19 protein-coding genes and 1 tRNA gene are annotated in these 23,515 nt (G+C 69.1%); 17 read left to right on the forward strand and 3 right to left on the reverse strand.

What is annotated here, in order from left to right:
• Positions 1–43 precede the first annotated feature (43 nt).
• On the forward strand, positions 44–1,555 hold the full coding sequence (locus ACIPVK_RS17570; RefSeq protein ID WP_407613274.1) for an FAD-dependent oxidoreductase: 1,512 nt from the start codon (positions 44–46) through the stop codon (positions 1,553–1,555).
• A 179-nt stretch (positions 1,556–1,734) separates the two neighbouring features.
• Positions 1,735–2,109: a DUF898 family protein gene (locus ACIPVK_RS17575; RefSeq protein WP_407613275.1), complete on the forward strand. Its 375-nt coding sequence runs from the start codon at positions 1,735–1,737 to the stop codon at positions 2,107–2,109.
• Here the strand turns inward: ACIPVK_RS17575 and ACIPVK_RS17580 are convergent.
• The gene (locus ACIPVK_RS17580) at positions 2,106–3,887 is read right to left on the reverse strand and encodes a DUF222 domain-containing protein (protein WP_407613276.1); all 1,782 of its coding nucleotides are present in this window, start codon (positions 3,885–3,887) and stop codon (positions 2,106–2,108) included. The genes ACIPVK_RS17575 and ACIPVK_RS17580 overlap by 4 nt on opposite strands.
• A gap of 389 nt (positions 3,888–4,276) precedes the next feature.
• Between ACIPVK_RS17580 and ileS the strand changes: the two genes are divergently transcribed.
• From ileS to ndk, 4 genes are read left to right on the forward strand one after another with little or no spacing between them, the layout of a single operon-like run.
• The gene (gene ileS, locus ACIPVK_RS17585; protein WP_407613277.1) at positions 4,277–7,582 is read left to right on the forward strand and encodes an isoleucine--tRNA ligase; all 3,306 of its coding nucleotides are present in this window, start codon (positions 4,277–4,279) and stop codon (positions 7,580–7,582) included.
• A complete protein-coding gene (locus ACIPVK_RS17590) occupies positions 7,579–8,943 on the forward strand; it encodes a bifunctional folylpolyglutamate synthase/dihydrofolate synthase (protein WP_407613278.1) in 1,365 nt (454 codons plus the stop codon). Before ileS ends, ACIPVK_RS17590 begins: the two co-directional genes overlap by 4 nt.
• Positions 8,944–8,947: 4 nt before the next feature.
• Positions 8,948–9,409, forward strand: a complete 462-nt coding sequence (locus ACIPVK_RS17595; RefSeq protein ID WP_407613279.1) for a DUF4233 domain-containing protein — start codon at positions 8,948–8,950, stop codon at positions 9,407–9,409.
• A 49-nt stretch (positions 9,410–9,458) separates the two neighbouring features.
• On the forward strand, positions 9,459–9,875 hold the full coding sequence (gene ndk / locus ACIPVK_RS17600; protein WP_407613280.1) for a nucleoside-diphosphate kinase: 417 nt from the start codon (positions 9,459–9,461) through the stop codon (positions 9,873–9,875).
• Positions 9,876–9,966: 91 nt separating this feature from the next.
• Here ndk and ACIPVK_RS17605 read toward each other — a convergent pair whose 3' ends face one another.
• Both ACIPVK_RS17605 and ACIPVK_RS17610 read right to left on the reverse strand, forming a co-directional pair.
• Positions 9,967–10,368 carry a DUF2809 domain-containing protein gene (locus tag ACIPVK_RS17605; RefSeq protein ID WP_407613281.1) on the reverse strand — a complete coding sequence of 134 codons (402 nt, stop codon included), beginning with the start codon at positions 10,366–10,368 and terminating at the stop codon, positions 9,967–9,969.
• A 16-nt stretch (positions 10,369–10,384) separates the two neighbouring features.
• Positions 10,385–11,014, reverse strand: coding sequence for a vitamin K epoxide reductase family protein (locus tag ACIPVK_RS17610; protein WP_407613282.1), 630 nt, complete (start codon positions 11,012–11,014; stop codon positions 10,385–10,387).
• A gap of 565 nt (positions 11,015–11,579) precedes the next feature.
• Between ACIPVK_RS17610 and ACIPVK_RS17615 the strand changes: the two genes are divergently transcribed.
• The 11 genes from ACIPVK_RS17615 (at position 11,580) to ACIPVK_RS17665 (ending at position 23,228) form a co-directional block, all read left to right on the forward strand.
• Positions 11,580–14,942: an Rne/Rng family ribonuclease gene (locus tag ACIPVK_RS17615; RefSeq protein ID WP_407613283.1), complete on the forward strand. Its 3,363-nt coding sequence runs from the start codon at positions 11,580–11,582 to the stop codon at positions 14,940–14,942.
• Between the two features lie 192 nt (positions 14,943–15,134).
• On the forward strand, positions 15,135–15,443 hold the full coding sequence (rplU, locus tag ACIPVK_RS17620) for a 50S ribosomal protein L21 (RefSeq protein WP_407613291.1): 309 nt from the start codon (positions 15,135–15,137) through the stop codon (positions 15,441–15,443).
• A 48-nt stretch (positions 15,444–15,491) separates the two neighbouring features.
• Positions 15,492–15,746, forward strand: coding sequence for a 50S ribosomal protein L27 (rpmA, locus tag ACIPVK_RS17625; protein WP_217387816.1), 255 nt, complete (start codon positions 15,492–15,494; stop codon positions 15,744–15,746).
• A gap of 150 nt (positions 15,747–15,896) precedes the next feature.
• Positions 15,897–17,468: a GTPase ObgE gene (gene obgE, locus ACIPVK_RS17630; RefSeq protein ID WP_407613284.1), complete on the forward strand. Its 1,572-nt coding sequence runs from the start codon at positions 15,897–15,899 to the stop codon at positions 17,466–17,468.
• Between the two features lie 9 nt (positions 17,469–17,477).
• Positions 17,478–18,617, forward strand: coding sequence for a glutamate 5-kinase (gene proB / locus ACIPVK_RS17635; RefSeq protein WP_407613285.1), 1,140 nt, complete (start codon positions 17,478–17,480; stop codon positions 18,615–18,617).
• Between the two features lie 81 nt (positions 18,618–18,698).
• Positions 18,699–20,018, forward strand: a complete 1,320-nt coding sequence (locus ACIPVK_RS17640) for a glutamate-5-semialdehyde dehydrogenase (protein ID WP_407613286.1) — start codon at positions 18,699–18,701, stop codon at positions 20,016–20,018.
• A gap of 103 nt (positions 20,019–20,121) precedes the next feature.
• Positions 20,122–20,346 carry a hypothetical protein gene (locus tag ACIPVK_RS17645; protein WP_407613287.1) on the forward strand — a complete coding sequence of 75 codons (225 nt, stop codon included), beginning with the start codon at positions 20,122–20,124 and terminating at the stop codon, positions 20,344–20,346.
• Positions 20,347–20,350: 4 nt separating this feature from the next.
• Positions 20,351–20,980 (forward strand): nicotinate-nucleotide adenylyltransferase, encoded by a 630-nt coding sequence (gene nadD / locus ACIPVK_RS17650; protein WP_407613292.1) that lies wholly within the window; start codon positions 20,351–20,353, stop codon positions 20,978–20,980.
• 12 nt (positions 20,981–20,992) lie between these two features.
• On the forward strand, positions 20,993–22,627 hold the full coding sequence (locus ACIPVK_RS17655) for a hypothetical protein (protein WP_407613288.1): 1,635 nt from the start codon (positions 20,993–20,995) through the stop codon (positions 22,625–22,627).
• A 39-nt stretch (positions 22,628–22,666) separates the two neighbouring features.
• On the forward strand, positions 22,667–23,080 hold the full coding sequence (gene rsfS / locus ACIPVK_RS17660) for a ribosome silencing factor (protein WP_407613289.1): 414 nt from the start codon (positions 22,667–22,669) through the stop codon (positions 23,078–23,080).
• Positions 23,081–23,152: 72 nt separating this feature from the next.
• Positions 23,153–23,228, forward strand: a tRNA-Ala gene (locus ACIPVK_RS17665).
• Positions 23,229–23,515: the final 287 nt, after the last annotated feature.

Genomic DNA, 23,515 nt, shown 5'->3' on the forward strand with positions numbered 1-23,515 from the left:
TCGCAACCCCACAGCAACCCCCTTAGCAACCCCAGGAGAACCCATGACCGAGAAGAACACGCCGGCCGCCGCCGCGACACCGGCCGCCTTCAGCTCACGCCCGCTGCGCGTCGCCATCATCGGGGCCGGCCCGGCAGGCGTCTACGCCGCCGACATCCTCACCAAGGCGGAGCGCGACTTCGAGGTCGCCATCGACCTCTTCGACCGCTACCCGGCACCGTACGGGCTGATCCGCTACGGGGTCGCCCCGGACCACCCGCGCATCAAGGGCATCGTCAAGGCCCTGCACAAGGTGCTGGACCGCGGGGACATCCGCTTCTTCGGCAACGTCGACTACGGCACGGACCTGGACCTGGAGGAGCTGCGGGCGCACTACGACGCGGTCATCTTCGCCACCGGCGCCATCAACGACGCCGACCTGAACATCCCGGGCATCGAGCTTCAGGGCTCGCACGGGGCCGCGGACTTCGTCTCCTGGTTCGACGGGCACCCCGACGTGCCGCGCACCTGGCCGCTCGAGGCCACCGAAATCGCGGTCATCGGCAACGGCAACGTGGCCCTGGACGTCGCCCGGATGCTCTCCAAGCACGCCGAGGACCTTTTGGTCACCGAGATCCCCGAGAACGTGTACCGCGGCCTGGCCGAATCCCCGGTCACCGACGTGCACGTCTTCGGCCGCCGCGGCCCCGCCCAGGTGAAGTTCACCCCGCTGGAGCTGCGCGAGCTGAGCCACAGCCGCGATGTGGACATCGTGCTCTACCCCGAGGACTTCGAGTTCGACGCGGCCTCCGACGCGCTGATCAAGTCCAACAACCAGGTCAAGACCATGGTCGGCACGCTGACCAACTGGCTCATCGAGCAGGAAGAGCGCGAGGAACGCGGTGAAGCCGGGGAAGCAGGGGAGGCAGGGGCTGCCGGGGGGCGCGCCAGCCGCCGGCTGCACCTGCACTTCCTGCATTCCCCCGTGGAGATCGCCGGGGCGGACGGCAAGGTCGACGGCATCAGGTTCGAGCGCCAGGAGCTCGACGGGACCGGCCAGGCGCGGGGGACCGGCGAGCTCGTCGACTACCCGGTGCAGGCCGTCTACCGGGCCGTCGGCTACTTCGGCTCCGCGCTGCAGGACGTCGAGTACGACGGGCGCACCGGCACCATCCCCAACGACGGCGGCAAGGTCCTGGACGGCAGCGGCACCCAGGTGCCCGGGCTCTACGCGACCGGCTGGATCAAGCGCGGCCCGGTCGGGCTCATCGGCCACACCAAGGGCGATGCCGCCGAGACCATCGCCCACCTGCTGGCGGACCTCGCCGGGTTGCCGGTGGCCGCGAACCCCGCCCCGGACGCCGTGACCGGCCTGCTGGATTCCAAGGGGGTCGAGTACACCAGCTGGGAAGGCTGGCTGGCACTGGATGCCCACGAACAGGCGCTCGGCGCGGCCGCCGCCCCGGCTCCGACCCGCGAGGGGCCGGTGCCGCGCGAACGCATCAAGGTCGTCGAGCGCGCCCAGATGGTCGCGGTCTCGCGCACGGCGGACGAAGCGGCCCGCTCCCGCGCCTGAGGCGGACGAAGCCCCGGTCGGCGGATGTGCGGTGCCTAACCCACGCTACCCGGCCGGGGTTTTGCGTTCCCAGGGCGGGGCGGCCCCAAAGCGTGGTGGTGCCCGGCTAGGCTCCGAGGTACAAGCACGGCCGGGCGGCACCTTGCCGTCAGCCCGTTCACCACCAGGGGGAAAACATCATGAGCATGCAGGTCAGCGGAAACAACGAGCCCGGAACGGGTGTCGCGGCACTGGGGAACTTCCCGCCCGGAACCCAGGTCTTCGTCTTCCGCGGGGGGGCGGCAACGTGGTTCGGCACGCAATTGCTGGGCATGGCCATCACCATCTTCACGTTGGGGATCTGCTACCCGTTTGCGGTGGTGTTGGTGGAGCGCTGGCGGGCCAAGAACACCTTCCTGCTGGGCCGGCCGCTGCAATTCGTTGGCACCGGGTGGGGAATCTTCGGGTTGTGGATCAAGTGGTTCCTGCTGATCCTCATCACCCTGGGCATCTATTCGTTCTGGGTGTACCCGCGCCTGACCGCGTGGAAGATTGAAAACACCGTCGTGAACTAGCCTCCGGCGCACCTTGCCGTGCCCGCGGGCGGCCTTCCGCTCCCGAGGGGAGTGGACCAGGCCGCCCGCTCGGCGTTGGCGGCGGGATGGAAGACCCAATTGCGCCTGGGTATTTGCAGGGGATCGCGGGATGCGGGCAGGACGACGTGCGGGAGCCCGCGGATCATCTCGATCCGGAACCTGCCCGCGTGGTACGCCTGGTGGCAGATCGGACAGAGCAGACAGCCTCGTGAGACATCGGTCCTGCCGCCGAGGTTCCATTCGTCGAGATGGTGCGCCTCGCACCGGCCGACCCGCATGGTGCACCCGGGATTGATGCATCCCTTGTCGCGCACGGCAATGGCCCGGCGCTGGGCCCGGTTGAAGTATCTTCGGCTGCGGCCAAGTTCCAGCGGAACCCCGTCACCGTTGAGGATGATCGGGGTGATCCCCGCGTTGCAGGCCAGGCGCCGGCAACTGGCCGCCGAGATGTCTTCGCCGCGGTCGGTCACCCCCGCCGCCTCGAGCTGGCCCAGGAAGGTCTGCAGGTCGATGGTGACGTTCAAGGTGACGTTCGGTGCCAATGGCATCTGCCCGTCCGCGCCGCGCCCGTCATCGGACCCGGGCTCGCGAGGGCTGGTGGAGATGCGCACCGAATCGAGGATGAGCTGGTGCAAGCGGCGGGCCCGCTGCCGGGTGAGTGCCTGTTCGAGGGTTTCCCCGGGGCGCATTTCCATCCCGGGGTCCAGCTCCGGCGCAACACCGAGGTCGGTGAATCCGGCAAGGGGACGTGCTTCCGGTGGTGTGCCGGGATCCACGGCCCAGTCGGGGATCGGCGGGCCGGATTCAATCGTCGGGGCGGGCGCGGTTCCGGCCTTGGTCTTGGGGCTGTTGAGGATGTCCGCGGCGGTGGCCAGCAGTTCATGGCCCTCGGCCGTGGTGATGACCTTGTACTCGTAGCCCTTGCGCGTATGGCCCAGGAAGTGCGCGCCGATGAACAGGTCCTCGAGGTCCTCGCGACGGGCCGCGGCATCGTCGTCGAGGCGTTTGGCCTGGTCCTTGAGCAACTTCGCGGTGCCCTGGTCATTGCGGGTGCGGGCCGCTTCGGCCAGTTCCGCCTCCAGCCGGCGGGCGGTGGCCGCGCCGTCGCCGCCGGGTGCCAGTTCCGGGGCCAGGTTCTCGAACTTCTTGGCCAGCGTGGCCACGGCCTTGGGGTCGGCGGCGGCATCGCTGAGCACCCGGCCCAGCAGCGGGAACTTCGCGGGGACTTCCCTCCCGTTGAACCCGGTGTGCGGCAGCAGGTTTTCGGCGCTTTGCACCCGGTGCTGCGCCTGGAAGTGCGTGAGGTTCAACTGGGCCGCCAGGAAGTCGGTGTCGTCGCGGTACAACGGCATGAGCCCGGGTGCGGCGGGAACATCGCCCGGCAGCGCGGGTCCGGCGGCGAAGGCGGCGGGGTCCGCCAGCAAGCCGTTGAGCGATGCCAGCGGCTCCTCGGCGATGGTGTGCACCTGGGCATCCCCGGCGCGCGATGCGGCCAGCAGCTGGCCGTACCCGGCCTGCCGGTAGAGGTCCTCGGCGAGCTTCACGAAGGCGGCGGCCCGGACCGGGGACGAACCGATGTCCGACGCCGCCTGGTCCAGGACCAGGCGCAGCACCGGAACCAGCACCGCGAGCACGCGCAACGCCTCGCCCCGGGAACCGGCGGCAGCCGCCGGGCCTTCCGGGGTGTCGGTCGGGCCCGGCAGCGCCGCCTTGACGGTGTCCAGGACCTCCGCAACGAGTGTTGGCGTGTTGGTCATGGTCCAAGCATGGACCCCGCCGCGGCGCCGTGGGGCGCGATGCGCGGATCTGTGGATAACGGTGGCCGGCGACCGGAACCGGCGGGATTGAGCGCCGGGCGCCCGGGCGCGCTAGACTGGGGGCACTACGACGTCGACCCGGCAATCACCGGCGAGTCCTTGGAAGAACGGCGAACACCCGGCCATGCCCGGGAGGCGCCCGGTAGAACCAAGCGGGTAAGCCCGTCACAGCAGTCAACGAGCGGCCAGGGACGGTCCGGGAACACCCCGGGGCGAACCGGGCAAGCGGGGTGGTACCGCGAGGTGGAGTGACCAATTGCTCCGTCATCGTCCCTGTGTTGGAGAACGCCTAAGCGCACACGCGCCTTCGATCACCAGGACTGCCGCAGATGACCAGCTACCCCAAGGCCTCGACCGACCCGCATGGCGTAACGCCATCCTCTCCCCGCTTCCCGGAGATCGAGGAACGGGTCCTTTCCTACTGGAAGAACGATGAGACCTTCCAGGCCTCCATCGACGCCCGCGATGCCGGTGTCGACGGGGCCAACGAGTTCGTCTTCTACGACGGCCCGCCCTTTGCCAACGGCCTGCCGCACTACGGGCACCTGCTCACCGGGTACGTCAAGGACCTGGTCGCCCGCTACCAGACCCAGCGCGGGTCGCGCGTGGAGCGCCGCTTCGGCTGGGACACCCACGGGCTGCCGGCCGAGCTCGAGGCCATGAAGCAGCTGGGCATGAGCGACAAGGCGCAGATCGAGGCCATGGGCATCGACAAGTTCAACGACGCCTGCCGCAGCTCGGTGATGAAGTACGCCGGTGAATGGCAGGACTACGTCACCCGCCAGGCGCGCTGGGTCGACTTCGAGAACGACTACAAGACGCTGAACGTCGAGTACATGGAATCGGTCATCTGGGCCTTCAAGCAGCTTTCCGAGAAGGGCCTGACCTACAAGGGCTTCCGCGTGCTGCCGTATTGCTGGAAGGACGAGACCCCGCTGTCCAACCACGAGCTGCGCATGGACGACGACGTGTACAAGGACCGCCAGGACCAGACCGTCACCGTCTCCTTCCCGCTGCTCGCCGGGGAATCCGCGGTCTCGAAGGAACTCGCCGGAGTCCAGGCCCTGGCCTGGACCACCACCCCCTGGACGCTGCCGACCAACATGGCCCTGGCCGTGGGACCCGACGTCGTCTACGTCGTGGTGCCCGCCGGCGAAAACGGCGTGAAGGCCTCGGCGGCCAGCGGAAGCTTCCTGCTGGCCGAGGACCTGCTCGGCTCCTACGCCAAGGACCTGGGCTACGCGGACGCCGCCGCGGCCACCGCCGCCATCACCGCCCGCCACGCCGGAAAGGACCTGGCCGGGATCAGGTACGCACCGCTCTGGGACACCTTCACCGACACCGAGACCTGGGGCACGGCCAACGCCTGGCAGCTCCTGGTCGCCGACTACGTCACCACCACCGACGGCACCGGCATCGTCCACCAGGCCCCCGCCTACGGCGAGGAGGACCAGAAGATCTGCGAGTCCGCCGGCATCCCGGTGATCCTCTCGATCGACGAGGGCGCGAAGTTCCTGCCGGTGTTCAAGTCCGGCCCGTTGGCCGAGGTTGTCGGCGTGCAGGTGTTCGAGGCCAACAAGGCCATCACCACCGTGCTCAAGGACGACGCGCGCCTCATCAAGCAGGCCTCCTACGTGCACTCCTACCCGCACTGCTGGCGCTGCCGCACCCCGCTGATCTACCGCGCCATCTCCTCCTGGTACGTCCAGGTCACCAAGGTCAAGGACCGCATGTTGGAGCTGAACCAGCAGATCAACTGGATCCCGGAAAACGTGAAGGACGGCCAGTTCGGCAAGTGGCTGGCCAACGCCCGCGACTGGTCCATCTCCCGCAACCGCTACTGGGGATCCCCGATCCCGGTGTGGGAATGCGACGGCGCCGAGTGCACCCACAGCGAGGTCCACGGCTCCCTGGAAGAGATCAAGGCGGCCTTCGGGCGCCTGCCGCTGAACAACGAGGGCCAGCCGGACCTGCACCGCCCGTTCATCGACGACCTTCTCCGCCCGCACGAGGGCTGCGCCGAAAACGGCACGCTGCGCCGCGTCGAAGACGTGCTGGACGTGTGGTTCGACTCCGGGTCGATGCCCTACGCCCAGGCGCACTACCCGTTCGAGAACAAGGACTGGTTCGACACCCACCACCCGGCGGACTTCATCGTCGAGTACATCGGGCAGACCCGCGGCTGGTTCTACACCATGCACGTGCTCTCCACCGCGCTCTTCGACCGCCCGGCCTACAAGAACGTGATCAGCCACGGCATCGTGCTGGGGTCCGACGGGCAGAAGATGTCCAAGTCGCTGAAGAACTACCCGGACGTCAACGAGGTGCTGGACCGCGACGGCTCCGACGCCATGCGCTGGTTCCTGATGGCGTCCCCGATCCTGCGCGGCGGCAACCTGGTCGTCACCGAGCAGGGCATCCGCGAGGGCGTGCGCCAGGTCTTGCTGCCGATGTGGAACGTCTGGCACTTCTTCTCCCTCTACACCAACGCCGCGAACAACGGAGCGGGCTACGAGGCGAAGATCGCCCACAGCTCCGAGGACCCGCTGGATGCGTACATGCTCGCGGCCACCGGGGACCTGGTCCGCGAGGTCACCAAGTCGCTGGACGGCTACGACATCTCCGAGGCCGCCGAGCAGATCCGCCGCTACATGGACACGCTGACCAACTGGTACGTGCGCCGGAGCCGCCAGCGCTTCTTCGACGAGGACACCCGCGCCTTCGACACCCTGTACACCGCGCTGGAGACCCTCACCCGCGTCGCGGCCCCGCTGCTGCCGCTGGCGGCCGAGGAAATCTGGCGCGGGCTCACCGGCGGGCGCTCGGTGCACCTGGCCGACTGGCCCGACGCGGAGCTGTTCGTGCGCAACGACGAGTTGGTCGCCGCGATGGAGACCACCCGCAAGATCGCCTCGGTCGGCTCCTCGCTGCGCAAGGCCGCGAACCTGCGCGTGCGCCTGCCGCTGGCCGGGATGACCGTCGCGGTGCCGAACGCCGCTGCCCTTCAGGGCACCTTCGCCGGGATCATCCGCGACGAGCTGAACCTGCGCTCGCTCACGCTCATCGACGCCGCCGAGGCCAATGCGGGGGAGTACGGCATCAGCCAGCGCCTGGTCGTCAACGCCCGCGCCGCGGGCCCGCGCCTGGGCAAGAACGTGCAGGTGGCCATCAAGGGCGCCAAGTCCGGGGACTGGTCGGTGGACGATGCCGGAACCGTCACCGCCGGTTCACTGGCCCTTGAGGAACACGAATACACGCTGGAAACCGTCGTGGCGGCCACCGAGGGCGAAGACACCATCGCCGCGGCCGTGCTGCCCGGCGGCGGCTTCCTGGTGCTGGACACGGTTGTCACCGAAGAGCTGGCGGCCGAGGGCACGGCGCGGGACATGATCCGCGCCATCCAGTCCGCCCGCAAGGACGCGGACCTTTTGGTCTCGGACCGCATCCGCACCGAGATCACCGCCGACGCCGCCACCGTGGCGGCGCTGCACGCCAACGCCGAGCTCATCAAGGGCGAAACGCTCAGCCTCGGACTCGTCCTGCTGACCTCCGCCGACGGGGAAGCCCCCGTCGTCAGCGTCGAAACCGTGGCCGCGGCCGAGGCCGCCGAGAATGAAATGGGACCCAACACATGAGCAACACCTATGACAGGTTCTCCGTGGAGAGCGTCTACGCCGAGCTGTTGGCCCGCGCGCCGGAAAACAAGATCGAGCCGCGCATGGAGCCCATGCGCCGGGCCATGGAGATCCTGGGGGAGCCGAACAAGGCCTTCCCGATCATCCACGTCACCGGCACCAACGGGAAGACCAGCACCGCGCGGATGATCGAGTCGCTGCTGCGCGCCCACGACCTGCGCACCGGCCGCTACTCTTCCCCGCACCTGGTCTCGGTCACCGAGCGCATCGCCATCGACGGCGAGTCGGTGGACGATACGACCTTCGTGCGGATCTGGGACGAGATCCGCCCCTACCTGCAGATCGTCGACGACGAGCTGACCGCCAAGGGCGAGAACCGGCTGACGTACTTCGAGGCCGTGACCATCCTGGGCTTCGCGATCTTCGCCGACACCCCGGTGGACGTGGCGATCATCGAGGTCGGCCTGGGCGGGATCACCGACGCCACCAACGTGGGCGACGGGCAGGTCTCCGTGGTGACCCCGATCTCCCTGGACCACACCGACCTGCTCGGGGACACCGTCGAGCTGATCGCGCAGGAGAAGGCCGGCATCCTCAAGCCCGGCGGCTTCCTGGTCTCCAGCGCGCAGCCCGCGGACGCGGCCCAGGTGCTGCTGGACCGTGCGCGCGAGCTCGAAACGCCCTACCGCTTCGAGGGCGTGGAATTCGGCGTCGAAAACCGCACCGTCGCCGTCGGCGGGCAGCAGTTGGACATCCAGGGCCTGGCCGGGCGCTACCCGGGCATCCTGCTGCCGCTGCACGGCGAGCACCAGGCACAGAACGCCGCCGTCGCCCTGGCCGCGGTGGAGGCGTTCATCGGCGGCGGGGAGACCGCGCTGAACCACGACCTGGTCATGGAGGGCTTCGGCGCCGCCACCAGCCCCGGGCGCCTGGAGGTCATCCGCAAGGCCCCGACCGTGCTGCTGGACGCCGGGCACAACCCCGACGGCATCCGCGCCTCGGCGGCGGCGGTGAAGGAGTCCTTCGGGTTCACCAAGCTGGTGCTGGTCATCGGGATCCTGGCGGAGAAGGACGCGCCGGCCATGCTCGCGCAGCTGCGCGAATCCTACCTGGACCTCACCGAGGACATCTGCATCACCCAGTCCAATTCGCCGCGCGCCATCCCCGCCGGGGAACTGGCCGCCATGGCCCTGGAAGCCGGGTTCGACGAGGGGGACATCTACGTGACCGAGCGCCTGGACGACGCCCTGGAATGGGCAGTGGGGCGCTCCGAGGCCGGCGAGGACTTCGGCGGCGGCGTGCTGGTCACCGGGTCCATCACGCTGGTGGGCGAGGCCCGCATGCTGCTGGGAGGGAAGTAGGGACATGGCGAAAATGACCAAGGCGCAGCGCGACTGGCGCCCGGGACAGCCCAAGAAGCCGCGCTCGACCCGTGTGATGTTCGCCTCCACGGTGCTCACGCTCGAGGCGTTCCTGGCGATCTTCGTGGCGCTGGCGCTCTTCGGGCTCAAGCGCGGTGAATGGTCCCCGGCCCTGGTGCTCGGCGCCGGTGCGGCGGTCGCGGTGGCGTGCATCCTCACCTGCGCGCTGCTGAAGAAACCGCTGGGATACGCCATCGGCTGGGGCCTGCAGCTGCTGTTCATCCTCACCGGGTTCCTGCTGACCTCGATGTTCTTCATCGGCGCCGCCTTCGCCGCCACCTGGTGGTACGCGGTCACCAAGGGACGGGCCATGGACCTGGAGACCGCCCGCCGCGCCCGCGAGCAGGCCGCCTGGGATGCGGCGCACCCCGAGGAAACACCGGGCCCGGGCCCGGCCCAACCGTAGAATCATTACCAACGACAACTTGCACCACCACGACAAAGGAGCCGCACCCATGGCCATTGAACGCACCCTGATCCTCATCAAGCCCGACGGCGTCAAGCGCCAGCTGACAGGCCAGATCCTGGCCCGCATCGAGGCCAAGGGCTACGTCATCGCCGAGCTCAAGCAGGTCTCCGCGACCCGCGAACTGCTCGAGGCGCACTACGAGGAGCACGTGGGCAAGCCGTTCTACGAGCCGCTGGTCGAATTCATGCTCTCCGGCCCGCTGGTGGCGCTCATCGCCGAGGGCCAGAACGTGATCCCCGGCTTCCGCTCGCTGGCCGGCACCACCGACCCGACCACCGCCGCCCCGGGCACCATCCGCGGGGACCTGGGCCGCGACTGGGGCCTGAAGGTCCAGCAGAACCTGGTCCACGGCTCGGACTCGGTCGAATCCGCCGCCCGCGAAATCGGCATCTGGTTCTCCTGATCCAAGGGGGTACCCACCCCGCGAAAGAGGGCCCGGCACGTCCACGAGAGTGGAAATGCCGGGCCCTCTTTATCGTTCGCGGGGGACGGGGTCAGCTCGCGGTTGGCCGCCGGTCCCGGATCCTTCCCTGCAGCACATCCGCGCCAAGCGCCAGCGCGGAGCCAATCGCGTAGGCCGGCAGGTCGAGGGGCGCGAAGCCCGTGCCCAACACCAGCCGGACGGGCCAGAACGCCCTGGCGAGGTCTGCCGGAATCCCGGTGAGCTGCAGCAGCTCGACGAGCACGCACAGCACCAGGGCGATCGCCGCGTTGGACCAGGCCGATGCGCGCGGGCGCAGGAAGGTGAGCAGCACGTAGACAAGCACCGCGTAGAGCACGCCGCCGGCCAGGTCAGCCGGCAGGCCGGCGCCCAGGAATCGGGCGGCCAGGCCCAGGGCGATCACCGGCGGCACGCAGGCGATCGCGGCCAGCCGCCGGGAGCGCGTCCGAGTCATTCGGGTGGCGGGGGCCTCAGGCGCCAACGAATGCACCCGGGAAGCGCAGGACGACGGTGGCCGCGGTGATGACCAGCAGCACGATGACCGCAACCCAGGTCCATTCGCCCGCGGCACGGCGCAGCGCCGCGGGGGCGGGGATCACGCCGTGGGCGATGTTGCGCGCCGTGGTGTAGAGGAACATCGGGATCATCATCGCCCAGACGACCATGCAGTACGGGCACAGGGCGTTGATCTCGTAGAGGGCCTGGGACCAGAGCCACACGATGAACGCCATCGCCAGGGTGACGCCGACCTGCACGCCGACCCAGTACCAGCGGGCGAAGCGGGCCCCGGCAAGCAGCGCCATGCCGATGGTGATCACGATGCCGAAGCCCACGATGCCCAAAAACGGGTTGGGGAAGCCCAACAGGGCCGCCTGCGTCGTTTTCATGACGGTGCCGCAGGAAACCCAGGGGTTGAAATCGCAGCTGGTCACGTAGTCGGGGTCCTTGTACAGGGCGATGCGCTCGAGCACCAGGATGCCCGAGGCGATCCAGGCGACCGCGCCGGTGAGCACCAGGAACAGGCCGAAGGGCCGGGCCCGGGCCATGCGCGGCACCGCGTCCACTTCGCTGTGCGGCGCTGCTGCTTCGGACGTGCTCATCGGTGCTCCCTCGTGGTTTTCGGTTTTCCGGCGTGCGGCCACCCCGGAACGCGGCGTGGATGCCGGGCGGGGCCGGGAATGGCGGGTGGCCGTACCTGAAGTCTAGTGGCCGCCCCGGGCCCCGCCCCCGCCCCGCGCCGGGGCTTGGCACAAGGGGCGGGGCAATGTGCCGGGCGCGTGCGTGTCGCCCCGATTTGCGGCGCGGCGTCCATCGGCGTGTCGATGTGAGACAATTGCAGTGGTTGTTCGTGGATCCACAGTCTGCTTTCAACCCAACGACAGGCTTTCAAGCCCGATTGCGATGCATCTGCTGCGTAGAGACCGCCTATACGAAGGTCTTCAGCGAATACCGCGATATGGTCGCCGCAACGTAAAGCGGCTTGCTTGGAAAAGGGCCGTTGGTCCTGCACGGATGCCGCGCCCCGCAATGGTTGGCGCACCCGGTCAGGACGACTACAAGGACTTCCGCTGGGACACGCGGCCACAAGGCCCGGTCCGGCGAACCAACCAGGGAAGACGCGCTATCTGTGGGAGCAGCCGACCCGCCGAGGAGCACTCTTTTAACATGGCACTGAATCGCGACGAATCAAAGGCAGCGATGGGCCAGGGCCCCAAGGGCCGCACCCGCACCACCCGCCCACCGCGCGGCAACTTCAACGAACCCTCCCCGCCGCCGCCGCGCCGCGCCATGACCCTGGCCGAGCTCAACGACGCCGCGGCCGCACCGACGCGCAAGGTGCGCGCCAACGTTGCCCCGCGCACCGCCACCGCCCGCCGCGGTGCGCCCACCCGCAACGCCCCGGCCCAAGCCGCCACCGTTGAGTCGGTCGTGGCCGAGGCAACCGGCAAGGCACCGGTCCAGGCACCCGCGGCAGAGGCCGCGAAGGCCCCGGCCAAGGCCCCAGCACGCCGCGGCCCGCGCCGTGCCACCTCCGGGGTCACCTCCCCGGGCGCGGCAGCAGCGGAAGCCCCCGTGGTCATCGAGGCACCGGCAGCCCAGGCCGCCGCCGAAGCCAAGACCGAAATCGCCGCAGAGAAGTCCGAGGCCCCCGCCGCGGAGGCGGCCGAGCCGAAGACCGCCGCCAAGCGCCCGGCCCGTGGCCGCGGCCGCAAGGCCACCGCCCCCGCATCGAACACCGAGGCGCCGGCAGCCGAGGAAGCCCCCGAGGAAGAGGCGTCCGTCGAGGCCGCCGAGCAGCCGGCCGAAGCCGTCGAGCCGGCCAAGGCCACGCGCCGCCGCCCGGCCCGTGGCGGCCGCGGATCCCGCGCCACCCAGGAAGCAGAAGCCAAGGACGCCGAGGCAACCCCGGCCGCGGCCCCCGCCGCGGACGAGGACACCGAGACGGCCGAGGAAGCAGCCACCGAGATCGAGCCGGCGGCCATCACCGACCCGTTCGCCATCCCCGAATCCGCGCTCTCGCTGATCTTCCAGGCACCGAGCCTTCCCGCCGCCGGCGCGGCCTCCGAGACCGACGAGCACGAGGAGCCTTCCGGCAGCGGACGCCGCACCCGCGGCGAGTCCGCCCACGACGACACCGAGGACGAAAACGCCGACGGCTCCGGTGCCGTCTCGCGCCGCCGCCGTCGCCGCCGCCGCGGCGATGCCGACCTGGAACTGGCCGGCGGCTCGGAAAACGACCCGCCCAACACCATCACCCGGGTCCGTGCCCCGCGCACCACCCTGGAACCCGTGGTCTCCAACAAGGTCACCGCCGTGCGCGGATCCACCCGCCTGGAAGCCAAGCGCCAGCGCCGCCGCGATTCGCGCGAGTCCGGCCGCCGCCGCCAGGTCATCACCGAGGCCGAGTTCCTGGCCCGCCGCGAATCCGTCGACCGCCAGATGATCGTGCGCCAGCGCGAGGACCGCATCCAGATCGGCGTCCTTGAGGACGGCATCCTGGCCGAGCACTTCGTCTCCAAGACCCAGCAGGACTCCCTGATCGGCAACGTGTACGTCGGCAAGGTGCAGAACGTGCTGCCCTCCATGGAGGCCGCCTTCGTCGACATCGGACGCGGACGCAACGCCGTGCTCTACGCCGGCGAGGTCAACTGGGACGTCGCGGGACTGGACGGCCAGCCGCGCCGCATCGAACACGCCCTGAAGTCCGGGGACACCGTCCTGGTGCAGGTCACCAAGGACCCGGTCGGCCACAAGGGCGCCCGCCTGACTTCCCAGATTTCGCTGCCGGGCCGCTACCTGGTGTACGTGCCGGGCGGCTCGATGACCGGCATCTCGCGCAAGCTTCCCGACGTGGAACGCAACCGCCTGAAGAAGATCCTCAAGGACCACCTGCCGGAAAACGCGGGCGTCATCGTGCGCACCGCCGCCGAGGGCGCCTCCGAGGAAGAGTTGATGAACGACATCAACCGCCTGCGCGCCCAGTGGGAAGGCATCGAGGCCGCCTCGACGTCCACCAAGACCCTGGCACCGGAATTGCTCTACGGGGAACCGGATTTGACCATCAAGGTGGTCCGCGACGTCTTCAACGAGGACTTCACCAAGCTGATCGTCTCCGGCGAGGAGGCCTGGGACACCATCGAGGCCTACGTGACCTACGTGGCGCCGGACCTGGTCTCGCGCCTGGAGAAGTGGGAGAACGACGAGGACATCTTCGGCGCCTTCCGCATCGACGAGCAGATCCACAAGGCACTGGACCGCAAGGTCTTCCTGCCCTCCGGCGGCTCGCTGGTCATCGACCGCACCGAGGCCATGACCGTGGTCGACGTGAACACCGGCAAGTTCACCGGCTCGGGCGGAAACCTCGAGGAAACCGTCACCAAGAACAACCTGGAGGCGGCCGAGGAGGTCGTGCGCCAGCTGCGCCTGCGCGACATCGGCGGCATCATCGTCATCGACTTCATCGACATGGTGCTCGAGTCCAACCGCGATTTGGTGCTTCGCCGCCTGGTCGAGTGCCTGGGCCGCGACCGCACCAAGCACCAGGTCGCCGAGGTCACTTCCCTGGGACTGGTGCAGATGACGCGCAAGCGCATGGGCACCGGCCTGCTGGAAGTCTTCGGGGAGAACTGCGAGGCCTGCAACGGCCGCGGCGTGATCACCCACGACGTGCCGGTCGAGCACCGCCGGTCCTTCAACTCGGCGGGCGAGGCCCACGGCCCCAGCAGCCGCGCCGACCAGAAGCCCTCGCGGGCCGAGCGCCGCCGCCGCAACCGCGGTCCGGAATCCGAGGCGCACGCCGAGGACCAGCATGCCGCGGGCGCCCCGGTCGAGGCCAGGGAGCCGGAGGACGCCGCCAAGGCCGATGCCGCACGCACCGCCTTCGCCAACATCGCCGCGGCGGCACACGCCGCCCACGAACACGGCGAGGCAGAGGCAGAGGCAGCCACGTTGACCGTGGCGGGGGAGTCCGTCGTGGTTCCCGCGGCGCGCCGCAACCGCCGTGCCGCCTCCTCGGAGGCCACCGCGCCGTCGCTGACCCTGGAGAACCTGGAAGCCGCGCTGCCGGACAATTCCCCGGCGACGGACGCACCGGCCCAGGCCGAGGAAGCGGAGTCCGCTTCCGCACGTCCGGCCCGCTCCCGCACCCGCCGCAAGCCCCGCGCCAAGGCTCCCGAGGCGAATGCCGCAACCACCGGTGAACAGCCGGCAGCGGCAGCCGCACCCGTGATCTCCGGTGTGGCCGGGCAGGCCTCCGACGATGCGCCCACCGAGGCGCCGGCGGCAACGGCAACCAAAAAGACTTCGGGCATCGAGCCGGTGGCGCGCGTCAAGCGCAGCCGCCGTGCAACGAGCCCGCAGGGTGGATCCGACACCGCAGTTTCTGTGGCATCGGACACGCTGGCGGCATCGGGTACCTCCCATGTCGCTTCGCTCGCTGACCCATCCAAGGCCCCACAGCCGCCAATCGCCGCCAATGCGCCGATTATGCTGGGTGTCGGGGTGCCGGTCAAAGAGTTGAAAGAGTAGGGATCTGGGCGACTCGCGGGGCAAGCCGTATTTGCCCCCGCAGCGCTTTTTAGCGTAGTCTAGATCCTCGGTGCGAACGCCAGCTATCGGATTCTTCCGCTCGGCGTGCCAGCACAGCGCAATCCCCGGTTTCATTTGGGGTAGTGATGCGCAGCAAGACAGATTGAACGTCGAGTAGAAGTGAGTACCCACGTGGTGTACGCAATTGTCCGCGCTGGCGGCCGCCAGGAAAAGGTTTCTGTTGGAGACCTCGTTACCCTTGACCGCCTGAAGGCTGCCCCAGGCGCCTCCATTGAATTGCCGGCCCTGCTGCTGGTAGATGGCGAGAAGGTAACTTCGGCAGCCGATGAGCTTGCCAAGGTAACGGTGACCGCTGAGGTCGTTGAGAACCTTCGCGGCCAGAAGATTGTCATCCAGAAGTTCAAGAACAAGACCGGTTACAAGAAGCGCCAGGGTTTCCGCGCTATGTTGACCAAGGTCAAGGTCACCTCGATCGCTTAATTGCGGTTGATTCCAAGAATTCTCATTACCTGAAGGTAGGCATTTTCAATGGCACATAAGAAGGGCGCGAGTTCCACTCGCAACGGTCGCGATTCCAACGCCCAGTACCTTGGCGTAAAGCGCTTCGGTGGTCAGGTCGTTTCGGCCGGCGAAATCATCGTTCGCCAGCGTGGCACCCACTTCCACCCGGGCGCCGGCGTGGGACGTGGCAAGGACGACACCCTGTTCGCACTGGAAGCCGGGGCTGTCGAATTCGGCACTCGCCGCGGCCGTAAAGTCGTGAACATCGTTACCGCTGGCTAACTAGCGCGTAACCGCATTCATTACACTGTAGAGGGTGGGCCGCACGGCTCACCCTCTATGTGTTTTTTCAACCCCCCAGTGTTTTACCGCGCTTCGGCCCAGTGCCGTCGAGCGGAAGACGCCACCCTTTTTTGCTAGGAGCTTTCAACCGTGGCAGCCTTCATCGACCGAGTGGTCCTCCATGTCTCCGGTGGTTCCGGTGGACACGGCTGTGTCTCCATCAAACGCGAAAAATTCAAGCCCCTGGGCGGACCCGACGGCGGCAGCGGCGGCAACGGCGGTGAGGTGATCCTGCGCGTCGACGCCCAGACCACCACGCTGCTTTCCTACCACCACTCGCCGCACCGCCACGCCGGAAACGGCGAGGGCGGCAAGGGCGACCTGCGCCCCGGGAAGAACGGCGAGTCCCTCATCCTTCCGGTGCCCGAGGGCACCGTGGTCAAGACCCGCGACGGCGAGATCCTGGCCGACCTGATCGGTGACGGGTCCGAGTACGTCGTCGCCTCCGGCGGCCTGGGCGGACTGGGCAACGCCGGGCTCTCCAGCCAGCGCCGCAAGGCCCCCGGGTTCGCGCTGCTGGGCACCCCCGGCACCGCCGCCGAGGTCGTCCTCGAACTCAAGTCCGTCGCCGACGTCGCCCTGGTGGGCTACCCCTCGGCCGGCAAGTCCTCGCTGATCGCCGCGCTCTCCGCAGCGCGTCCCAAGATCGCCGACTACCCCTTCACCACCCTGGTCCCGAACCTCGGCGTGGTCCAGGCCGGCGAGGTGCGCTACACCGTCGCCGACGTGCCCGGCCTGATCCCCGGTGCCTCGCAGGGCCGCGGCCTGGGACTGGAATTCCTGCGCCACGTCGAACGCTGCGCCGCCCTGGTGCACGTGCTTGACTGCGGCGCGCTGGAAACCGACCGCGACCCGGTGGCCGACCTGGAGACCATCCAGGCCGAACTGGACGCCTACGAGGTCGACTCCTCGTTCGCCGGCGCCGACGGCCAGATCATCCCGCTGAACGAACGCCCGCGCCTGATCGCCCTGAACAAGGTCGACATGCCCGACGGACGCGACATGGCCGAGTTCGTGCGCCCCGAACTGGAGAAGCGCGGCTACCGCGTCTTCGAGGTCTCGGCCATGAGCCGCGAGGGGCTGCGCGAGCTCTCCTTCGCGATGTCCGAGCTGGTCACCGAGGCGCGCGCCAAGATCGAGGCCGCCCCGCTTCCCGTCGCCGTCGAGGTGCTGCGCCCGCGCGCCACCAAGGAGAGCAAGGCCGGTTTCGTGATCCGCAAGGAGGAGCGCAACCTCGAGCCGCTCTTCCGCGTCATCGGCGAAAAGCCCGAGCGCTGGATCATGCAGACCGACTTCCGCAACGACGAGGCCGTGGGCTACCTGGCCGACCGCCTGGCCAAGCTGGGCGTCGAAAACCAGCTCTACAAGCTCGGTGCCAAGCCCGGCGACGCCGTGGTCATCGGCTCCGAGGTCGACGCCGTGGTCTTCGACTGGGAGCCGACCATGGCCGCCGGCGCCGAGCTGTTGGGCTCACGCCGCGGACAGGACGAGCGCCTGGCCGAATTCGGCGCACGCCCCTCCCGCGAGGAGAAGAAGGCGCAGCACGAGGCGCGCAAGGGCGCCAAGGCCGCGGCACGCGAGGACCTGGAAGCCGAGCGCAAGGCCGGGATCTGGACGGAGTCGGTCAACTACAAGCACCAGCTACCCAAGTCCGGGGAGTAACACAGCACCGTGCGCGCCACCAACCAGCCCTCGGGCATCATCCAACGCGGGGACCTGCCCCGTGCCTCCCGCATCGTGGTCAAGGTCGGATCCTCGTCGCTGACCACGCTCGCCGGCGGCATCTCCGAGGAGGCGCTCAGCTCCCTGGTCGACCGCCTCGCGGCGGTCAGCACCGCGGGAACCGAGCTGATCCTGGTCTCCTCCGGCGCCATCGCCGCCGGGCTGGCGCCCCTGGATTTGGGGCGCCGCCCGCGCGACCTGGCCACGCAGCAGGCCGCCGCCTCGGTGGGCCAGGGGCTGCTCATGGCCAGGTACACGCAGGCGTTCTCCGCCCACGGGGTCACCGTCGGGCAGGTCCTGCTGACCGCCGACGACCTGATCCGCCGCCAGCAGTATGCCAACGCGTTCCGCGCGCTGAACCGGCTGCTGGCCCTGGGCGTGGTGCCGATCGTGAACGAAAACGACACCGTGGCCACCCACGAGATCCGCTTCGGCGACAACGACCGGCTCGCGGCCCTGGTGGCGCACCTGGTCAAGGCCGATGCGCTGCTGCTGCTCTCCGACGTCGACGCGGTCTACGACGCGCCCCCGAACGCCGGGGGAGTGCGGGTGCCGCGCGTCGACCGGTCCGAGGACCTGGCGGCGCTGCGCATCGGGTCCACCGGGGGAGCCGGGCTGGGCACCGGGGGCATGGCCACCAAGGTCGAGGCGGCCACGATGAGCGCCGAATCGGGCATCCCCGCCCTGGTCACCTCCACCGCGAACGCTGCGGCGGCACTGGCCGGGGAAGACGTGGGGACCTGGTTCTCCGCCCGCGGCGGACGGCGCTCCACCCGGATGCTGTGGCTGGCCCACCTGGCCACCACCCAGGGGCGGCTGCTGCTGGATCCCGGCGCCGTGCGCGCCGTGGCCTCCGGCGTCGCCTCGCTGCTGCCGGCCGGGATCACCGGGGTCAACGGCTCCTTCGAGGCCGGGGACGCGGTGGAAATCACCGACGCCGGCGGGCAGGTGATCGCCCGCGGGCTGGTGAACTTCTCCTCCGCGGAACTGCCGCAGATGCTCGGCCGCTCCACCCGGGAACTCGGCGAGGACCTGGGCAGCCAATTCGAACGCGCCGTGGTGCACGTCGACGACCTGGTCGTGGTCTAGCGTCGCGACCGCGCGATGAAGCCCGTCCCCGTGCTTAACATGGGGGCGGGCTTCGCCGCATCCACCGTAGAATGGGGGATCATGAGCCAGAACATTGACGCATCGCAGATTCTTTCCGACGTAGCAGGGTCCGCCGCCGGCATCCAGGATGCCCGCGTGGCCGTGGGCAAGCTGGCCGACCGCGCCCGCACCGCCTCGCGCGTGCTGGCCCGCGCCGACCGCAACTGGAAGGACCGGGCGCTGCTGGCCATCGCGGCCTCGCTGGATGCCAAGCGCACCGCCGTCATCAAGGCGAACGCCAAGGACATCGCCGCCGGGCGCGCCAACGGCACCTCCGACGCGCTGCTGGACCGGCTCAAGCTCAACGACGCACGCGTGGACGCGCTGATCGCCGCGCTGGAGGAACTGGCCGGGCTGCCGGACCCCGTGGGCACCGTGCTGCGCGGCCAGACCCTGCCCAACGGGCTGCGGCTGCGCCAGGTCCACGTCCCGATGGGCGTGATCGGCGCGATCTACGAGGCCCGCCCCAACGTCACGGTCGACATCGCCGGGCTGGCCCTGAAAAGCGGCAACGCGGTGCTGCTGCGCGGCGGCAGCGCGGCGGCGCACTCCAACGTGGCGCTGCTGGCCCTGATCCGCGACGCCCTGGAATCCGTGGGGCTGCCGGCCGACGCCGTGTCCTCGGTGGATGCCTGGGGCCGCGACGGCGCCGACGCGATGATGGGCGCGCGCGGGAAGATCGACGTGCTGATTCCCCGCGGCGGCCGCGAGCTGATCCAGCGCGTGGTCACCACCGCCAGCGTCCCGGTCATCGAGACCGGCGAGGGCAACGTGCACATCTACCTCGACGAATCGGCCGATGCCGCGATGGCCGTGCCGATCCTGCTCAACGCCAAGACCCAGCGCCCCAGCGTGTGCAACACCGTGGAGACGCTGCTGCTCAACGTGCACTCCAAGGCCGCGCCCGAGGTCCTCGCGGCGCTGGCCAAGGCCGGTGTGCGCCTGCACGTGGACGCCCGCGCCAAGGTGCTGGCCGCAGGCGTACCCACCATCGACGCCGTCGAGGCGGACTGGGACACCGAGTACATGGACCTGGACCTGGCCGTGGCCGTGGTCGATGACCTGGGCGGCGCCATCAAGCACATCCGTGCGCACAGCACCGGGCACACCGAGGCGATCCTGACCAACAACCTCGCCCACGCCGAGCGCTTCATTGCCGAGGTCGATTCGGCCGCGGTGATCGTCAACGCCTCCACCCGCTTCACCGACGGCGGACAGCTGGGCCTGGGTGCCGAGGTCGGCATTTCCACGCAGAAGATGCATGCGCGCGGTCCGATGGGCCTGCGCGAGCTCACCACCACCAAGTGGATTGTGCAGGGCGATGGGCATGTTCGTTCGTAGCCGCGTGCCAAGGTGGGTACGATAGAGGCTAACGAGTCGTAAAAGATACAACACAGTGCCGTGCACGCATGTGCGCGTCCGGTACGCAACAACCTGGAGAAACATGTTTACCCAGTCCCTGAACGCGGCCCTTGCCGCCTCCGAAAGCGCCGCTGGCGGCATGTCCACCGAAACGCAGGCACTGCTTGTCGGGGGCGGCATCTTCCTGCTGTTCCTGCTGATGCTGCTGATCACCATGTCCTACTCCAACGTCGGCAACCGCCACCAGGTCAAGCCGGAGCCCGAGGACACGCACCGCACGCACACCAACAAGCACGGCCATCACTAGTCGTCTGACGGCCGAACGAACGGACCGCCCATTTCGCCTGGGCGTCATGGGCGGCACGTTCGATCCGATCCACCACGGCCACCTGGTGGCCGCCAGCGAAGTCGCAGCGGTCTTCGACCTGGACGAAGTGGTGTTCGTGCCCACCGGGGAACCGTGGCAGAAGCTGGACCGCGACGTGGCCCCGGCCGAGCACCGCTACCTGATGACGGTGATCGCCACGGCGGCGAACCCGCGCTTCACCGTGAGCCGCGTGGACATCGACCGTCCCGGGCCCACGTACACGATCGACACGTTGCGGGACCTGCGCGAGCAGCGTCCGGACGCCGAGTTGTTCTTCATCACCGGCGCGGACGCCATGGCCCAGATCCTGGGCTGGAAGGACGCCGAGGAACTCTGGCAACTGGCGCACTTCGTGGGGGTCACCCGACCCGGCCACGAGCTGCCGGTGCTGGACCGCAACGACGTCTCGTTGATGGAGGTCCCCGCCATGGCGATCTCCTCGACGGATTGCCGGGAACGGGTGCGGACCGGACATCCGGTGTGGTACCTGGTGCCGGACGGCGTGGTGCAATACATCGCCAAGTACAAGCTGTACAACGACAAGAACAACGCAGTAAGCAACGGCCAGGAATAGAGACGGCCGGGAATGGACAAGATGAGCGACGAGACCGGGCCCGCGCTCAGCAGGCGAGCCCTGCGGGAGCAGCGACGTGCCGAGACCGAAGCCCAGCTTGCCCAAGAGCAGGCGCCGGGCCAGGCTCCGGCAACCCCCGCCGGCAAGCCGGCGACCGCCAAGCCTTCCGTGCCCGCTCCCGCCACCCCGGCGCCAAAGGCGCCGCCCGCGCCCAAGGCACCCGCACCTGAGGCCAAGACCCCTGCTCCCGCCACCAAGGCTCCGGCGCCGGCTGCCAACCCGGTCGCCAAGCCGGCAGCTGCCGCCCCGGCCGCCGCGGGGTCCGCAGCCAAGCCCGTGCCGCAGGGCGAAGAGCCCGTGCGCAGCCGCCGCGCCGCCGCGGGAGTGGTCGACGCCGTTTCCCAGCGCACCGAACGTACTTCCCTGCAGCGTGCACGTGACCGCGAGGCCCTGCGCACCCGCCGCCGGCTGGAACAGGAAGTCTCCGAGCTTTCCCCCAAGGATCCGTCTCCTGCCGACGATCCCGCACCGCTGACACGCAAGCAGATGCGCCTCCAGGCGCTCAACACCGCCAAGGACGCTGGCGCCGCCTCCGATCCGGGCGCGACCCAGACCCCCGCCCGTCCCCAGGCCGGTGCCGCGGGCAATCCCGGAGCATCCAAGCCTGCCGAAGCGAAGCCTGCGGCAGGCAAGTCCGCGGCCGCCGCGAAGGCTCCTGCCAACGCGCCCGCCAAGCCGGCCGCGGGCACGCCGCGCGTGCGTCCTGCCACACCGGCTCCCGCTGCGCCGACACCGCAGATGAGCGTCGAAGAGGCACTGGCGCTGCGCCGGCGCTCCGGCGGAGCCGCCCCGAGCGAGCCGCTGCTGATCCAGCCCGAGGAAAACCTGGCGGACGTGGACCTCGAGGTCCTGGCCCAGCAGCGCGAACTTGCGGCCCGTGCGGCGATCATTTCCCGCCGCGCCGCCGAGCGCCAGCGCATGCAGGACGAAAACAGCCAGCGTGCCGGCGCCCGCCGTTCGGACCCCTTCACCGGGGCGATGAACCACCTGCGCGAAGAGGACATCGAGAAGAAGCTGGTCAACACCGGCATCTCCGGTCCGCTGACGCGCGGCTACAACATCGCCATGACCGACCAGGGCACCATTGTCGAGAACCGGCAAACCCCCGAGGCTCCGGCCACCAAGACTCCGGCCTCGGCGCCCCACGCGCCGAAGCCGACGACCCCGGCAGCGAAAGCCCCGGCGGTCACACCTGCGCACAAGCCAAAGGCTGCTACTCCGGCCCAGGCACCGGCTCGCGACTCCACGTCGCCCGCCGCTTCACAAGCTGCCGCAGCAGCACCGGCACGGACGGGCGCGGCCAAGCCCGCGGCCGCCGCTCCCGCCGGCCCCAAGGCCCCCGTGGCCCCGGGCGCCGGCAAGGCAGGGCAAGCACCCGATACCAAGGATGCCCCCGCCGAAAATGTTGGGCCTTCGTTGGCTCGCCCACCCGTGCGTGCCGTTCGCGCGCAGGGGCTTGAGCCACTGGATGTGCAGACCGCCGGAATGCGCCGTGCCAACAACATGTACTTGATGGTCATCGCGGCTTTGTCCGTTGGAGGCGCGGCACTCGTTGCCGGTCTCATCATGTTCCTGAACTCAAACTAGCGCCCACCGCGTCGCACCCAATTTCTCAAGGAGAACCCCATGAGCGCCCACGAACATTCCATCGATTTGGTGCAGACCGCTGCCGTTGCCGCAGCCGAGAAGCAGGCAGAGAACCTCGTAGCCTTGGACGTTTCCGAACGCCTCGGCGTCACCGATGCGTTCCTGATCGCCTCCGCGGCATCCGAGCGCCAGGTCAATTCGATTGTTGACGAGATCGAAGACAAGCTTGCCGAGAAGTTCGAGATCCGCCCGGTTCGCCGTGAGGGCCGCGGCCAGGGCCGCTGGGTCCTGCTTGACTACTCGGACGTCGTGATCCACGTCCAGCACAACGAGGACCGCGTTTTCTACGCCCTGGAGCGCCTCTGGGGCGACTGCCCGGTCATTGAACTGCCGACGACCGGCGAACCGGCCACCGACATGTCGCACGTCGAAACTCTCCCGGATTCGCTCTAGGCCCCTCGATTTGCGCCACACGTTTTGTGTGGCCTATGATGGTTGAGTTGCCCGCAAGGGCGGCTCTCATTTGGGGGTATGGCGCAGTTGGTAGCGCGTCTGCATGGCATGCAGAAGGTCAGGGGTTCGAATCCCCTTACCTCCACCAAAATGTGTGAATGAAAAGGTCTCCGGCTTCGGCCGGGGGCCTTTTCGCGTTTGTGCCGTCAACCCCGGCCGGCCCGCCGGGGCCTTCGGGTTGCGCCGCCGAAGCAACAGGTGGTCTTCACGTCGAGTCCTTCACCCCCCTGCCGGCCGGTCGGATCGCATTCATGCGGCATATAGGACAAAAAGTGTGTCTGCCCCGGGTGTGTCACCCGGGGCTTTGTCATGTCAGGGCACGGTTTAGCAGGGTCTGCCGGCCCATCCCTTCCTGGCCCAAAGCCCTTCCTCCGG

Source organism: Paeniglutamicibacter sp. MACA_103, from assembly GCF_045798555.1.
Lineage (GTDB): Bacteria > Actinomycetota > Actinomycetes > Actinomycetales > Micrococcaceae > Paeniglutamicibacter.

What these genes read in the sequence shown, in the direction of transcription:
- ACIPVK_RS17655 (WP_407613288.1), top strand. Translation starts at nt 20,993, where the DNA reads ATGGACAAGATGAGCGACGAGACCGGGCCCGCGCTCAGCAGGCGAGCC.
- ndk (WP_407613280.1), top strand. Translation starts at nt 9,459, where the DNA reads ATGGCCATTGAACGCACCCTGATCCTCATCAAGCCCGACGGCGTCAAG.
- ACIPVK_RS17580 (WP_407613276.1), bottom strand. Translation starts at nt 3,887, where the DNA reads ATGACCAACACGCCAACACTCGTTGCGGAGGTCCTGGACACCGTCAAG.
- ACIPVK_RS17590 (WP_407613278.1), top strand. Translation starts at nt 7,579, where the DNA reads ATGAGCAACACCTATGACAGGTTCTCCGTGGAGAGCGTCTACGCCGAG.
- ACIPVK_RS17610 (WP_407613282.1), bottom strand. Translation starts at nt 11,014, where the DNA reads ATGAGCACGTCCGAAGCAGCAGCGCCGCACAGCGAAGTGGACGCGGTG.
- ACIPVK_RS17595 (WP_407613279.1), top strand. Translation starts at nt 8,948, where the DNA reads ATGGCGAAAATGACCAAGGCGCAGCGCGACTGGCGCCCGGGACAGCCC.
- ACIPVK_RS17575 (WP_407613275.1), top strand. Translation starts at nt 1,735, where the DNA reads ATGAGCATGCAGGTCAGCGGAAACAACGAGCCCGGAACGGGTGTCGCG.
- rsfS (WP_407613289.1), top strand. Translation starts at nt 22,667, where the DNA reads ATGAGCGCCCACGAACATTCCATCGATTTGGTGCAGACCGCTGCCGTT.
- ACIPVK_RS17640 (WP_407613286.1), top strand. Translation starts at nt 18,699, where the DNA reads ATGAGCCAGAACATTGACGCATCGCAGATTCTTTCCGACGTAGCAGGG.
- ACIPVK_RS17615 (WP_407613283.1), top strand. Translation starts at nt 11,580, where the DNA reads ATGGCACTGAATCGCGACGAATCAAAGGCAGCGATGGGCCAGGGCCCC.
- ACIPVK_RS17605 (WP_407613281.1), bottom strand. Translation starts at nt 10,368, where the DNA reads ATGACTCGGACGCGCTCCCGGCGGCTGGCCGCGATCGCCTGCGTGCCG.
- rpmA (WP_217387816.1), top strand. Translation starts at nt 15,492, where the DNA reads ATGGCACATAAGAAGGGCGCGAGTTCCACTCGCAACGGTCGCGATTCC.
- ACIPVK_RS17645 (WP_407613287.1), top strand. Translation starts at nt 20,122, where the DNA reads ATGTTTACCCAGTCCCTGAACGCGGCCCTTGCCGCCTCCGAAAGCGCC.
- ileS (WP_407613277.1), top strand. Translation starts at nt 4,277, where the DNA reads ATGACCAGCTACCCCAAGGCCTCGACCGACCCGCATGGCGTAACGCCA.
- ACIPVK_RS17570 (WP_407613274.1), top strand. Translation starts at nt 44, where the DNA reads ATGACCGAGAAGAACACGCCGGCCGCCGCCGCGACACCGGCCGCCTTC.